Origin of the sequence: Mesorhizobium sp. B2-1-8 (assembly GCF_006442545.2) — a bacterium.
Lineage (GTDB): Bacteria > Pseudomonadota > Alphaproteobacteria > Rhizobiales > Rhizobiaceae > Mesorhizobium.
In genome coordinates this window covers 5,054,208-5,068,113 of sequence record NZ_CP083952.1, presented here as the reverse complement: position 1 = coordinate 5,068,113, position 13,906 = coordinate 5,054,208, and the positions used below count along the sequence as shown (strand labels likewise).

General features: G+C 61.3%; 13 protein-coding genes and 2 pseudogenes. 3 read left to right on the top strand and 12 right to left on the bottom strand.

All coding sequences use genetic code 11. The features are described from left to right. The first annotated feature begins 105 nt into the window (after positions 1–105). Entirely contained in the window at positions 106–837 is a 732-nt protein-coding gene (locus FJ970_RS24990) for a DUF4396 domain-containing protein (protein ID WP_140764469.1), read from the top strand. A gap of 346 nt (positions 838–1,183) precedes the next feature. On the opposite strand, the gene FJ970_RS24985 is transcribed toward FJ970_RS24990, so the two are convergent. Beyond that, entirely contained in the window at positions 1,184–1,378 is a 195-nt protein-coding gene (locus FJ970_RS24985; protein WP_140764467.1) for a c-type cytochrome, read from the bottom strand. Between the two features lie 539 nt (positions 1,379–1,917). Between FJ970_RS24985 and FJ970_RS24980 the strand changes: the two genes are divergently transcribed. Further along, the gene (locus FJ970_RS24980) at positions 1,918–3,138 is read left to right on the top strand and encodes a cation:proton antiporter (RefSeq protein WP_140764464.1); all 1,221 of its coding nucleotides are present in this window, start codon (positions 1,918–1,920) and stop codon (positions 3,136–3,138) included. A 556-nt stretch (positions 3,139–3,694) separates the two neighbouring features. Here the strand turns inward: FJ970_RS24980 and FJ970_RS24975 are convergent. After that, a pseudogene (locus FJ970_RS24975) lies at positions 3,695–4,019 on the bottom strand (pyruvate oxidase); the annotation flags it as partial. A 394-nt stretch (positions 4,020–4,413) separates the two neighbouring features. On the opposite strand from FJ970_RS24975, the gene FJ970_RS24970 reads away from it, so the two are divergent. After that, complete coding sequence (locus FJ970_RS24970) at positions 4,414–4,977, top strand: sigma-70 family RNA polymerase sigma factor (RefSeq protein WP_140764462.1); 564 nt, start codon at positions 4,414–4,416, stop codon at positions 4,975–4,977. Here the strand turns inward: FJ970_RS24970 and FJ970_RS24965 are convergent, their stop codons facing one another. The 10 genes and pseudogenes from FJ970_RS24965 to FJ970_RS24920 all read right to left on the bottom strand — a co-directional run bounded on the left by FJ970_RS24965 (position 4,978) and on the right by FJ970_RS24920 (position 13,897). Continuing rightward, positions 4,978–5,154 carry a hypothetical protein gene (locus FJ970_RS24965; RefSeq protein ID WP_181182874.1) on the bottom strand — a complete coding sequence of 59 codons (177 nt, stop codon included), beginning with the start codon at positions 5,152–5,154 and terminating at the stop codon, positions 4,978–4,980. A 121-nt stretch (positions 5,155–5,275) separates the two neighbouring features. Further along, positions 5,276–6,622: an IS5 family transposase gene (locus tag FJ970_RS24960; protein ID WP_227791903.1), complete on the bottom strand. Its 1,347-nt coding sequence runs from the start codon at positions 6,620–6,622 to the stop codon at positions 5,276–5,278. Between the two features lie 250 nt (positions 6,623–6,872). Beyond that, positions 6,873–7,091 (bottom strand): hypothetical protein, encoded by a 219-nt coding sequence (locus FJ970_RS24955; RefSeq protein WP_027144326.1) that lies wholly within the window; start codon positions 7,089–7,091, stop codon positions 6,873–6,875. A gap of 270 nt (positions 7,092–7,361) precedes the next feature. Beyond that, positions 7,362–8,021: pseudogene (locus FJ970_RS24950) on the bottom strand (class I SAM-dependent methyltransferase); the annotation flags it as partial. A gap of 70 nt (positions 8,022–8,091) precedes the next feature. Next, positions 8,092–9,084, bottom strand: a complete 993-nt coding sequence (locus tag FJ970_RS24945; RefSeq protein WP_140764672.1) for a GNAT family N-acetyltransferase — start codon at positions 9,082–9,084, stop codon at positions 8,092–8,094. Continuing rightward, a complete protein-coding gene (locus tag FJ970_RS24940; protein WP_140764675.1) occupies positions 9,081–10,145 on the bottom strand; it encodes a glycosyltransferase family 4 protein in 1,065 nt (354 codons plus the stop codon). The genes FJ970_RS24945 and FJ970_RS24940 overlap by 4 nt, the downstream gene beginning before the upstream one ends. 159 nt (positions 10,146–10,304) lie before the next feature. Continuing rightward, positions 10,305–11,237 (bottom strand): beta-xylosidase, encoded by a 933-nt coding sequence (locus FJ970_RS24935; RefSeq protein WP_140764678.1) that lies wholly within the window; start codon positions 11,235–11,237, stop codon positions 10,305–10,307. Continuing rightward, complete coding sequence (locus tag FJ970_RS24930) at positions 11,230–11,991, bottom strand: TIGR04290 family methyltransferase (protein ID WP_140764681.1); 762 nt, start codon at positions 11,989–11,991, stop codon at positions 11,230–11,232. The genes FJ970_RS24935 and FJ970_RS24930 overlap by 8 nt, the downstream gene beginning before the upstream one ends. A gap of 2 nt (positions 11,992–11,993) precedes the next feature. After that, positions 11,994–12,797 carry a sugar phosphate nucleotidyltransferase gene (locus tag FJ970_RS24925; protein WP_140764684.1) on the bottom strand — a complete coding sequence of 268 codons (804 nt, stop codon included), beginning with the start codon at positions 12,795–12,797 and terminating at the stop codon, positions 11,994–11,996. Further along, positions 12,797–13,897 (bottom strand): glycosyltransferase family protein, encoded by a 1,101-nt coding sequence (locus tag FJ970_RS24920; RefSeq protein WP_140764687.1) that lies wholly within the window; start codon positions 13,895–13,897, stop codon positions 12,797–12,799. Before FJ970_RS24920 ends, FJ970_RS24925 begins: the two co-directional genes overlap by 1 nt. Positions 13,898–13,906: the final 9 nt, after the last annotated feature.

The following is a 13,906-nucleotide window of genomic DNA, read 5'->3' as shown; positions in this document are numbered from 1 at the left end:
CACCGTCGCAGAGGCGAAACGATTGGATGGCATCTGGATGCGGCGGACCGGAGAACGACAGGACGCATCGACAGTTCGACCCGAAGAACAGTGAAGGAGGAACTGATGATCCCCGAATGGCTGCATTGGGTGTCCCTGCTTTCGTTGCTGGCCGGCGTTCTATCTTCGATCTGGATAGCACTAGACGAGTTCCGAAATCCGCGAGAGATGTGGATCATGAACCTCGTTTGGCCGGTCTGTGCCCTCTTCGGTTCCGGCTTCGTTCTTTTCGTCTATCTGCATGCCGGCCGGTCAGGTTCGAAGGCCAGAGGGGAGCGGCCGGGCGGCGCAAGAAGGGCAGGCTCCGACAAGCCGGTTCTTTCGCCGATGGCGATCGCAAAGGCTGCTTTTCATTGCGGAGCCGGCTGCACCGTGGGCGATGTCATCGCCGAGACGCTGGCGCTTGCGTTCCCGACCGTCCTGTTGTGGCTGGGCTGGAAAAGCCTGTTTGCCGAAAGAACGATTTCGATCTGGATCCTGGACTACATCTTCGCCTTTGTCCTGGGCATAGCTTTCCAATATTTTACCATCAAGCCGATGCGACAGCTGTCTGTGACGCAGGGATTGCTACAAGCGCTCAAGGCCGACGCTCTGTCGCTGACGGCCTGGCAGGTTGGCATGTACGGCCTGATGGGCCTCGGGCAGCTTTTGATTTTTGAACCGGCCTTCGGAACACGGCTGGAAGCCAACACGCCTGAGTTCTGGTTTTTGATGCAACTGGCCATGCTGGGCGGCTTTGCAACCAGTTATCCCGTTAATTGGTGGCTCCTCAGAAAAGGCGTAAAGGAAGTAATGTAGGCGGGCGCAAGCCATGGTCCGCTGCCGCTGCAACCAGATGCTTGATCCGATCCTCGCGACCGCGGATGTCGATGCAGAACACCTGATAGGAACTCGCGGCAGACTCGACCGACTTGCGCAGGTCTCGCACTTCGTCTGAGGTCACCGCGCCGCCTTGCTGCCCCGGGCAGCTGGCGACTGCCGCAATCCGACCGTCCGAAAGTTTGATCCAAATGACGTCATCGCCAGTGAGTTCGGGCTTTCAGGCGTGGACGCAGCGTGCCCGCCGTTGAGGATGATGCGCAAGAGAGAAAGCGGCCGTCGGACTGGACGATGCCGTCGCCTTTGAGCGATGGAAAAAGTCCTTTCACGCCGACGCCCCCGCTTGGTGGCATGCCGAGCATTGGGCGGCATAGACTGCCTGTCCGGCACGAACGACGTCCTGGTCTGGAACCTCAGTGCTTTCCAGCGCGGTAGCCGGGAGTGACCTCAGATAGGTTGCGATCGCCTGCAAATCTTCGTCGGTCATCTTGGACGTCGAATCCTTGATCACCTCGGCCATCGGCCCGTACCCCGTGGTGCGGTCATTACGCCCGGTCTTGAGAAAGCGGGCTATGTCCTCTGTGTCCCACGATCCCAGATCCGCACGCCGGTCCCCAGTCAGGCTATGAGCGGGATGAGATTAGTTTCGGTCATATCCGGAGTTTTCGAAATAGTGTGAGCATTCTGTCGGTGTGATGCGGTTGAGAATTTGGCCGATCGCGTCGCAAACGGTTTGGACGGTGCGGCTTGCTGCCTTTCTCAGCCAGTGCTTGAGTTTTGAAAAGAGCTGTTCGATCCCCGGTTCCGGGCAAGAATGAGCCCAGGCGACGCATGGGCAGCGCTCTCTGGTCGGAGGTTTGCGGAGCGTCAGCGTCTCCTGGGCGGTCGGCGACGTTTCTGCGACCAGATTGGCTTGAGCGCATCGGAATTAGATCCTGCGTGCTGCCGGCACGTCTCCGATTCGAGTTGCTCGACTTCTTCACGCCGGCGCTTCCAAAGGGGCTCATTTCCCTAGTTGTGGAGCCTCGCCAGGTTGACCAGATAGTATCTGAGGCTGCTATGAACGATCTTCCAATCCTCACCCTGGGAATGATCCTGCTTACCGCTTCTTTGGTGGCGATGATTTCCAGACGGCTGCGGCTTCCTTACAGCGTCGGGCTTGTCGCGGCAGGTATCGCCCTTGGCTTCACGCCCGGCGTTGTCGCACTCCCCCTCAGTCGGGATTTGATTTTCACAGTGTTTTTGCCACCGCTAATCTTCCAGGCGGCACTCGCGATCGAATGGCGTCGTTTTCGCCTGAACCTGCCGGTCACCATTCTGCTCGCGTTCCCCGGCGTCGCGATAGCCGCTGCGGTGGTTGCGAGCGGCATGCATCTACTGCTCGGATGGACCTGGATCGGTGCCGGGCTGTTCGGCGTGCTGATAGCCGCCACCGATCCGGTGTCGGTTATCGCGGCCTTCAAGGAGATGAAGGTTCAACCCCGCCTCGCTCTGCTTGTCGAATCTGAAAGTCTGCTCAACGACGGCGCAGCCGCGGTTGGCTTCGGCATCCTGGCGGCAATCCTGGCAGGCGCCGACGCAACGCCCCTGAGCATTGTCGGGTCGCTGTTCTGGACGGTCGCGGGTGGGATTGCCTCCGGCGCGACAGTGGCAGCCCTGCTCCTTCTGATCGCCGGCCGGACCGAAGACCATCTTGTTGAGATAACCCTCACGACCATCGTCGCTTACGGTTCGTTCCTGCTTGCGGAGGATCTTGGCATGTCCGGCGTGCTGGCCACTCTCACGGCGGGCCTGATTGTGGGCAATGTCGGTTGGAAAGGCGCTATTTCCGCCAACGCAAGAAGTCACGTTCTGGCATTCTGGGAGTACGCGGCCTTCCTGGCAAATTCGATCGTGTTCATCTTGATCGGCGGCCATGAAGCTCATCAGCCACTTGGAATATTCGCAGGCACCTCGGCAGTCGCGGTCGTGCTCGTGCTGTTTGGTCGGAGCTTGGCCATCTATCCCTTCGGTGCCCTGCTTGCCGCCACGCGCTTGAAGGTGGATACCCGTTATCAGCACGTTTTGGTCTGGGGTGGGCTGCGCGGCGCGCTCGCCCTGGCCCTGGCGCTCGCACTTCCTGAAAACGTTGCAGAGCGCGGTGAAATAATCGTTGCCGCATTTGCGGTCGTTGCCTTTTCCATTTTCGTCCAGGGCTTGACCATGCCCTGGCTTATCAGATGGATGGGGTTGACCGCCGAAAACGCGGGTTCCGCGACAAGCGATCGCAGCAGGCGATGAAGAGGCCCGACGGCGTTCTCGTATTTGTGACTAATGTGGCCATAGGATGTGACCGGGGCTGGAAAGACGATGCCAGGACCGGGACAGCATTGGCCCGTTCACACATGTTGCATCTCACTCCACAAAACAGAACTGTGAGGCGGCGCCATCGTTGGCCGATTGACCCGGCTGTGGCATTGGCCCCGCGCGGGGATTGCGCTTCGATGCAAATGCGGGCGAATATGTGCCTGGCGAAACCGATCGGGACGGTGCTCGAGCAATCAACCGCCCTTGAACAGCCAGCCCCGCCGCTAACAGCGGCCGGGCAAGTCGAACATGCAGAACTGCAACAAACGAGCCAGTGCTTCGGAGCGCTGCCGAAGGCTGGACCTTCTCCGGTTGGCGACGATTTGGAAGCCCTTCCGAGCCGGCGATTGCAGCAGGCTCGGATGAGCCGACAGGCGATCAAGTAGGCGCCATCCGCCCTCCCGTGGCGGCCAGCAGTTGCATGGGCGGCTGCCGGACTGGCGTTTGCGCATCGGCTTCCTTCATGCAACAGTCTACAAGAAGCCACCATCTAGGCGTCCATCATCGACTTCGACGGCTCTCGGCCGATATGTTCTTCAATGCGTTCGTGCCGGCGTCTGTGGCAAAGCCTTGCGGAAGTTCTTGGGATAGTCGGGAGGCATCCTGGGCGGCATCAGCGGTTCATAGGCACCGACCAGCGCTAGGACCTTCGGCTGCGAAGGCCTCGTCGAGCACGGTCTCGATCTGATCGGCCCCGCTTGATGCGAAAACCGCTTCCCCCATCGTTTCCGCGGCTTGGGCAAAATCGATCGCCTGCAGTTCGCAACCGAATTGCGGGTTGCCCAGAAACTCATCTGCTCGCAGGCAATCTGATTGAAATCGTGACATCTTGGAAAGCGGCCGCCGGGCGCCTTGCCGGGGAACCCCGCTCATCCCGAACCGTAACCGCAAGGGTCATGGAGCGTCTGCACCAAGCGGGCTTCTGTAGTTGTGGGGGACATTTCGGGGGGCATGAAGTGTCTTCAGATGTGAGGAAACATCGGCGATCAGCCGTCGTTGACACGCTTGTGAGTGCGAGGACCCCTACTCAAAAGAGGCGCCTTCCGCGCGATGATATCCACTGATTGGAAGACAGCTATTTCGACCTGCGGAATTTCTGAAGAGTCGTCTCCAGCACGAGGAACGAACCAAAGTTCCATGCATTTAGCAGGCTGCGTTCATACACTATTTCTTCTGGGAGCTGGACCATTGTCATCCGGAGGCTACCTCTTGGGCGACCAGGAAACCAATGAAGTTTCCATCGTTGAGCTGATCCCCGCCCTGCGGGCTTTCGCCCGTACCTTCTGCCGTATCCCCGATGATGCCGACGATCTGGTGCAGGAGACACTGACCAAGGGCCTCGCCAATATCGACAAGTTCGAACCCGGGACACGCATGAAGTCATGGCTCTTCACCATCATGCGCAACACCTACTACACCCGGATAAAGATCGCTGCCCGGGAAGCGCCAGGCCTGCTCGACTGTGCATCTTCCAAACCGACTTCGGAAGCCACCCAGGAATGGAGCGTTCAGGGCAAGGAAGTTCACCGCGCGATTCAAAAGCTACCCGAACACCAACGCGAGGTTCTGATGCTGATCGGTGTTCTAGGGGTGAGCTATGAGGAAACGGCCGAGATATGTGGCTGCGCGGTGGGGACGGTCAAAAGTCGGCTAAACCGTGCCCGGGCCAACGTTCTCGAATTGCTTGGGGAGAGTTCGCTGCAGACATTGGTGGAAAGGCGAAACCATCTGTCGGACGGTCAGCTCGATATCGACGGTGACAGCCGCAGATAGTCAGTTCTTCACGTGACGTTTACGTCTCTCGACCAGCGCGTTTTGCAACTCCATCGCCAGTTTGGTCAGCCGGTCCGGTATCCTTTCCTGCTCAATCGCAGATAGGAGAGAAGTGATCTCCCGATCCATAGCCAGACCGAATTCTGGGTCCACCGTATCATCGCTCGAACGAGACATCATATTCTCTTGATAGACAGCAGTCCCTTGGTCGTAGTGTGGTGACGAATGCTCGACATTACAAGGTGAGGTTCGCCGCCGGCACGGTTGCTGGCTAGTCGTCCGTGAACAATGAAGTGGGTCAGGCTGCGCTGGATCTGGGGCGGCTTTGGAGTGCTGTGATGAGAAGCCACAAAAGCAGCCTGAACCATTTGATCAGGAGCGAGAAGTTGTAGCCGGCGGCGGCGAGGATGGCGTTGATGGCGTCGCCCTGTTCGCCGGCGAGGTAGTTGCGGCCCATGCGGTGCTCGGCCTTGATGTGGCCGATGACGGGTTCGACTGCCGATCGCCTGCGCATCTGACGCTTGATGGCAGGTGTGACGCGGCGCTTCTGGCCGGCGGTGAAGACCCTGAGCTTGTGGCTTTCAGGTGCGTTGTGGCCGCGATATCCGGCGTCGGCGAGGATGCGGCCGATTTCGTTGCCGATGGTCTTTTCCATGTCGGGGATAACGGTCGCGAGCGTATGGCCGTCATAGGGATTGCCGGGCAGTGCCTGAGCGTGCAGGGCGAACTGGCCGCCCTTCGAGCGTTCGAGCGTCGTGGCGATCGAGACCTTGACGCCGAACTCGTAAGGGGCATGCGCCTTGCCCTTGCCGATGCACTCGACCTCATGGGCGTGCAGGCTGTAGATTTTGCGGCCGCGCTGGCGCTGACGTTGCTCCAGAACCGCCGAGGCCTGGTAGAGCGGCCACTTGAAGCTCGCCTCGAGGTCCGTTTGGCCGGTGATCCGGCGGGAGATGTCGCGAATGGTGCGGCCGAGATAGGTCTTGAGCTTGCGCAGCGCCTTGTTGGCCCGCTTGAACTGCTTGGCGTGCGCGTAGCGCTGGTGCTTGATCAGCGCCAGCTTGCCGACCCGCACGTAGGTCTGGCGCAAATCGAGCCCCGCCTTCTTGGCCAGCCGCACCAGCCGCTCGCGCGCCCGATTGACGAGCTTGGCGTCGGTGGGGAACATCACGTTCTTCGGCTGCACGGTCGTGTCGACGATCACCCGGCGCGTATCGGCCGGCTTCATCGCTCCGCTCTTGACCGCCACCGCCAGGCTTTCTTGCAGGAGCGCCGTGATCGGCTCCTCGCCCATGCGCTGGCGCCAGCGCGTCATCGATGAGCGCTCGAAGGAGAGCTCGTGGCGGAAGAACTCTTCACCGCACAGATACTGGAAGTAGGGGTTCTCCACCCAGCGGGCGCACAGCTCCTCGTCCGACAAGTCGAAAGTGTGCTTCAGGATCGCAAGGCCCGCCATCAGTCGCGTCGGCAAGGGCGGCATGCCAGGACCGTCCGAATAGACCGCGCCGAAACGCTCCTCCAGCACCGGCCAGTCGATCGCCTGCGCCAGCCGCACCAACTCGTGCTTCATGTTGATGATCTGATCGAGCCTGGAGCGGAACAGGTCCTGCTCTCCCGTCTCGCGCTTCTCGCGTGGCCTGGACATTCGCCGTCCCCTCGATTCGCCCGCCAAAACGAGTGAATCACGCATCGGCGCACAAGGGAATCGTCAAATCGAATTGCAAGAAAACGGCAACCAGACACCGCAAATGTTGCAACGCTATTCCCGCATTCCTCGCCGATTAGGAAACCAGATCAAAGCCTTGCGGATAGTTCACCGACGACTGGCTAGGCTTGCACAGATTTATTTCCTTAGCCCCATGTCGCCGCGGGCCAAGAATGCGGTGTGACGGCGTTCAATCCTTCGGCAACTGGTTCGCGGCATGGTCCTGATATTGATCGGACTTGATGCGATTGCCATCCAGTCCACGCTCCTCGCTGTGCTGCTTCTTGTCGCGATTGGACAAAACGGCGTTTTCTCCGACCTTGTCCTTGGGCAGGTCGGTCATCGCGCCGGCGCCGGTACCCTTGCCCTGTGTGCCGCGGCCGAAATGTTTTTTGTCGCCGGATGCCATGACTTTCTCCTTTGGATCGGTGACGTTCTTCAGCGCTTCTGGTTCGACGTCCGAACTGGCGGTGCGCGGTAATGTTCCGCCGCCGCGAGCAAGCAGGAAGGCATCGCCATCCCATAACCGAAACGGCTTCTCGCCATTGATGACGACCCGCAATTGGTGAGCTTCGGCCAGACGACTGATATCGGCGCGGTCCAAAAAAAGCGATCCGCGATAAGAATAGTTCAGCAGGGCCAGCCACCCCGGCTGTCTCAGAACGCGTGCAATCTCCTCGAAATGCCGCTCAGCCATGCCGGCCAGAACGAGATAAGGAAAGCAGTCGACCGCCAGCACGCAATCGAAACTGCTGTCGTCGAATTCGGTCAAGTCGAGACCGGAGGTTCGCCGCACCTCGACATTGCCCAGCGCGGCGCACCGCTCAGAGGCGATGGAGATCATCCGCGAGGATATGTCGATGCCGACCATCCGGTTGAAGGAGTTGGAAAGCGCACCTTCGAAACGGCCGATGCCGCAACCAATGTCCAGGACGTCCCGGCCGGTGCCGGTGAAATCCTGCTCTTTGAGCCATGCAGCGATTTCGTCGGTGGTGCCTGACAGCCTGTCCTCATCGCCGAGGGATGCGAGTTGGACGCTTGCTGTTCCCGAAATCGCTGCCGCCGCATCGAAGCTCGATGCCAATCGCGTGACGACAGCGGCATCTGTCTCGTCCTCGTCGCGTGCGTGCCGAACGGCCGCGCCCGTGGCCCGTAACAAGGCGAATGCGCTTGGATTGCGGCGAAGCAGCCCGGCTACCTCTTGCAGTCTGTCCGCGTATTGAGGAACCGACGGGATGATATCCAGCACGATCTCCGCCAATTCCGCCGCCCCGATCCTCGTCTGTAGGTAAAGCGCCAGCCTGGCGATGACGGCTTCGGCGCAAACGCCATCCTTCATGCAGTCTTCGACGGCCGATCTCATCGCTGTCCGGCGCTGGGCCGATTTTGGGCCGGTCGCGATCATGGTATCAATTCCGCGTCCAGACCCTGCGCATCGTCCACCTGTCGATGGCGCCCCAGCCATATTTGTAGGCTTCCTGACCGCGCAGGAAATCGAACTCATGCGCCCCCTCGCGGATCGACTCCTCGATCGCGTGGCCGATCAGGATCGCGCCTGGACTCTCTTCGGCATAAGCAGGGTCGAAGCCCCCGAGATAGGCATAGGCGCGACCGCGATGATGAAAGCCGTAATAGACGCCGACGGTTCTGCCGTCGATTGCGAGCAGCCAGCACCGGGCAAGGCCACGAGCGTCGAGCAAGGGAAGCGAGTGCCTGTGGAATTGCTTTACGGCGACGTCGGCCAACACACCACCTCCGCGTCCGGCCCAGCGCGCGTCGTGAAGGCGGATCAACTGATCGAGGAAGGTTTGGGGTTCGCCGCGTGCCGACGACAACGCGGTCCGGCCGCGCCTGGCTGCGGCCTGTCGCGCCCGTCGCAACTGGCGCCTTCGTCGGGAGGGCACACAGCCCGCAAGGGTTTCGTCGCCGGCGAGAGCGAGCACGGGGCAAACGCCATGAAGGCCTGGCCGCCCGGCCTTCAGGTCGGGATAGATCATGGCAAGACCGGCAGCGTCTTGCGGCAAATCCGACAAGACCCATTGCGACCATTCAACCGAGAGGATCTTTTCAGCAATTGCGGCTGCGACCAGGGCTTCGGTGCCGGGAACACACAGGATGTCCAGATAGTCGCTGAGCGAAATCCCGACCGGAAGCAATTTCGAGCCCGCGACCCCGTGCTCGAGATAGAGCGGCGCCAGTCCCAACAGATCGCCTCCGTGCCAGACCGCGACCGTCGCCAGGTCGCCCGGCGCGAATGTACGCCACCATGGCACCAGCCAGGCGGGAGATTGAAACGGCGTCGCGGAAGAACTCTGCTCCCACAGTTTCCACCAGTGCGGCGCGAGGCTATCGAATTGCGCCGGATCATCGATGATCTCGCTACGCAGCACAGGCTCGCTCACGGTGTGGTGGCGAGGCGCGCGGCATCGGTGCCAAGTCGCGCCAGTGCTTGATAGGCATCCATGTAGGACGAGATCATTCGTTGCAGCGAAAACCGCCGCCGCGCCTCGGTCCGGCATGCCTCGGCGTCCAGGCTGGGTGCCGCAATGATGGCTTGGGCCATCTCGTCGATAGAGTTGACGAGAAAGCCGGTCCTGCCATGCTCGATCACATCGGGAAGCGCGCCATTTGGAAAAGCCACGACCGGCGTGCCGCAGGCCAGTGCCTCCATGGCGACAAGTGAACTGGTTTCGGCGGCAAGGCTCGGGATGACCAGACAGCGCGCTGCGTTGAGAAAGCGTCGCTTGGCGGTGAAACCGATCGGACCAAGGAAGCGGCGGCGGCCATCGAGTCGAGGTTGGACCTCGTCGCGAAAGTACCGCGTGTGCATTTCGTAGGGATAGACCTTGCCGCCGACAACCAGTGGCACACCCGCCCGTTTGGCTGCCTCCAGCGCCAGGTGAATGCCCTTTTCCGGGCAGACCCGGCTCAGAACCAGTGCAAAGTCGCGCTTAGCTAGCGGCAGACTGAGCGCCTCTATGTCGACGCCATTCGGAATTGGCGCCGCCAGCCTGGCGCCGGGAGGCGCGGTTTTCTGCTGGGCAGCCGAGACGGCGTGGAGCCACAGGTCGTCGCGCGTCGGGCGCAGTGCCTCGGCCGGATACCAGTCCAATGGCAAGTGAAGGGTCACCAACGTCGGGCCATCGGCTGGCAGGTAGGCGTCGAAGTCGATGCCATGCAGATGAACCACGTCGATCGGCCAAGTGGCGCGGGCCGTGGCGATCGCGGTCCGATGAGCCTGCTGCGCGCGGCCCTTTGCCGCTTCGTCGAGCACGCCGCGTTCCGCCGGTGTTTCCAGAAGGGTGCCGCTCGCGCTGGAACCCCGGCAGCCGACGACGACAGACCGGTGACCCGCGTGAACCAGTGCCCGATCGAGCATCGACAGGACCTGCTCGGCACCTCCGACCGCGTCCGGTCCCACAGGCGCGAGGGGATAGGCGACATTGAGGACGGTAAGCGTCATGGCCGGCCGAGCGATTGTGAGGGATGGGCGAGGGCGCTTGCGACCGGCCGCATGTCCTCGAAGCTCGAAGGCAGTGAATTGCGGCGAATTGCGTGGCAACCGCGGGCCACGATTTCCGTCAGCGCATCCGTTGATCGCGGACCGGATCGCATGAGAGCCTCACGCCGCCGAGGCCCGCTGCGTCGGAAGCGAGTCGGACGTCATGCTGGGCGCGTAGCGGCGGACCATCGATGCGCAGAATTCAGCGAATTCCTCGGGCACCAGTGGAGGGCTGGTGTGGTGAGGCATCATTCCACGATGTTCCGGCGTGAAGCAGAAGGTGACCGTGACATCGAAAGGGGCGAGGGCTTCCATCTGTCGGTCGAACCAGTCCAACGCATTCGGCCTGAAGCTGTCGGCCCAGGAAAGCCCCGTGCGCACGTTGGTGACGCCGAGCCGCTTCATCCATGCGACGGCGTCGTCCAGTCGGGGGTCCTCGAAATGAAACCACTGTACCAGCCCCATTGCAGGTGTGTGGCGCAGGAATTCTTCTATCGCCGGCTTCGGCGTACCGTCCTGGCGCAGCAGCCCCATGTGGAAATGACGATAATAGGAGGAGCCCTCCGCTTCGCGATGCCGCGTCGTTGCCCCCCATTCGCGCGGAAGGTCGTAGAGGCTATACCACTGAATTCGTGGTGCGTTGCCGAGCAGCAATTCGGCGGTGCGCTTGAGGCCCCAGACCTGTATTTCCTCGGCCCCGAAGGTCGATATGCCGACTTCGCTGACCCAGATGGGAAGATCGGTGACGGTTGCGATCTCGCCGATCCTCTGCGGCCATTCCTGAATTTGCCACAAGTTCCAGTCAAGAGGAAAGCCGTGTACCGCAACGGCGTCGACGTGGTCCAGTACGCCGAATCCCTTCATGTGCGCGATAAAGTCGGGGTCTATTGGCGAGATGCCGCCAAGCACCTTTGCCAGGGCCGGGTTCTCGGATGCGATCGCATCCGCCGACAGAATTGCCATCCTGGCAAAGCGGCTCCAATCGGGGTCGAGCTCGGGGTCCCAGTGCGATTTGTTGTTGGGCTCGTTCCAGATCATCGCGGCTTCAATCATGGAGCTTTCCTTTCGAAGGGTAAATTGCGCCGCCGCCGGCCGGATCGCCGGCCGCGCGACAGAAATAGACCTCCTGTTCGGGATGCAGAACGATCTCGAAACCCGCGCTGCGCAGCATCGCCTCGGTGCAGGCCCGGTTGGGTATCCACCAGTTGGTCGGATCATCCGCGTAGCGTTGCTCTACGAAATGCAGCTTGGGAAATTCTGGCCGGTCGAACAGATCATGCATCCAGAAGGGATAATTCTCTTCCAGCTCCAACAGATCCGCGCTGCCGCGTTGCATGGACTGAAAAATCATCATGTCGCCGGCGACGTGCTCGCGGATTAAGTCGAGCGCGAGCAAGGGGTGGCGCAGATGGTAAAGCACCCCCATGAACAGCACGACGTCGAATGTCTCGCGCAGGGCACCAACGTCGTAGACCGATAGCTTCTGGAATTCGATCTCGCAATCCGCGATCTCGGCCGCAAAGCGGGCCTGCGCCAGATAGCCCTCGTCGAAATCGATGCCGAGGACACGGGCGGCGCCTCGCCGTTTCATCTCGATTGAATAGAAGCCGGCATTGCAGCCGATGTCCAGCACGGTCTTGCCGGCCAGATCGGCAGGTATGGCGTCAGCGAATTTGAGCCATTTGATCAGGGGGTAATTGCCGAGAAAGTGGTCGGGTGCAGTTTCGACGCCGGCCAGTTCCATGTTGTGGAACCATGGGCCGAGCGCGTCGATGCGTCGTCGGATTTCGGCTTGGGAATGCAACATGGTCAGCCTCCTTCGCCGGGGACAACGGGAACATGCGAGTGCGTGCCGGGCATGATCGCGGCGGGCTGGTGAGGGGCGGATGGGACGCCGTCTTCAAGCAACCGTAGGGCTGTGCGATAGCCGTTGAAGGTACCGACATCGACATAAGCGGACCCAGCCTTGACACCGTGGGCCACACCGCCGGCCGCAAGGTAGGCGTTGATCAATGTGCCGATGTATTCGTCACGGCGGTCCCGCTCGCGCCACAGTACCGCAAGCCGATGCAGGATATGACCGGGCATCTTGAACGCGCCCCAAACCCAGTTCGTGGAGGCATCCTGTCGCTTGACCTGGATTTCGATCACGCGCTCGTCGTCCTCGGTGCAGACGGCGTCGAAGAATTCCGGGCGGTCAACGGGGAAGAGCAGAAATGAAAGCTGATCGTCGGGCAAATGACAGAAACCGTCCTCGGGAAACCAGATCGTATCTGGAAGACCGACCAGGACGACCTCGTCTGACGCCACGAGGGGCACTGCCCGGAAAATCGCATCGCAGAGGCCGACGGGGTTGGGCTGCACCACAAAGAGGGCCGTCGCGTCGCCGTAGCCGGCTGCGTAGTATTCCAGAATGTCGGATTTGCCCGATCCGATGATGAAGCAGATCTTGTCGACGCCGGCCTTCACCATGCGCCGCACCAGATACTCGCTTACTGCGCAGGGACGTTCGGTCTGGCCGTCGATCCGGCTGCCAACCGGCAGCAGCTCCTTCGAGAAACCGAGCGGTTGAATGCGGCTGCCACGTCCGGCAGCGGGCACAATGCCCAACATCAGACTGCTTCCTCCATCGGTTCGCCGACCGGATTTTGCGAGGCGTCGACCAGGATTTTATCCAGTTCCGCTGCACGCTTGGCGGAAGTGTGCTCGCTCAAGACCCGCTCGCGGGCACGCCTTCGGATGCCGTCGAGTTCAAGCTCCGGCAATTGCAGCGCGGCGACCACATCATCCGTGTCATGCGCCAGCAGGACTTCGCGGCCGGGTTCGAAGAAGTCCGCGAGGCCTGGCCATGCATCGGTAACGATGGCAGCCCCACACGCAGCCGCTTCGAAGAGCCGTCCCGACGGGCACCAGCCTTTTTGCGCCATCGCTTCCCGCGTGACGTTGAGCGTCAGCCGCGACGATGAGAAGAACGCCGGATGGTCGGCGGGCGGCAGATGCCTGACGAAGAAGATGTTGTCGCTCCACGGGAATTCCTGCGGATATTGCGCGCCGCCAATGATGAAGCGCTGATCAGGCAGGCGCATGGCCGGGCGGACCAGCAGCTTTTCGACGCCGGCCTGGCGATCTGCCGCGTAGGTCCCGAGATATGACAGATCGCCGGCGAATTCGGCCCGCTTCTCTGCCGGCCGGTGCCTGTCCGGATCGACATGCCCATAGAGCGGCATTACGTGACGCGCACCCAGAACCGTCTTCAGCGCCTCGATCGCCGAGCCGCCGGTGTAGCTCAGGACGAGATGGTAATCGGCAAGGCCCTCTGGTCCGAAATAGGGCGGACGCTCGCCGTGTTCGACGCGGGCAAGCGTGACTGGAGTGTCGAGATCGTAGAAGACGCGCAGCCCGCGACTTGCCTGCTGGGCAAGGCGGGAAGCTTCGACGGCGTCGGGGCAGTAGGAGGTGACGACAACGACATCCGCTTGCTTCATTGCCCGTTCCGCGACGCGGCGAATGTCCTCCCAGTCCGGATAGATGACGACGTTGCCGCCGTCGAGCTGATCCAGATCGCGGGTCCCGGCATAGTAGGGAGTGTCGCGTTCGAAAAAGGTGATGGACCAGCCCAGCCGGGCGAGGGCGCGGATCAGCCCGCGCCATAACGTGGCATGGCCGTTCCCCCATGAAGATGTAACGGTGAGACCGAAAATGACCATCCGCATGGGGAATTT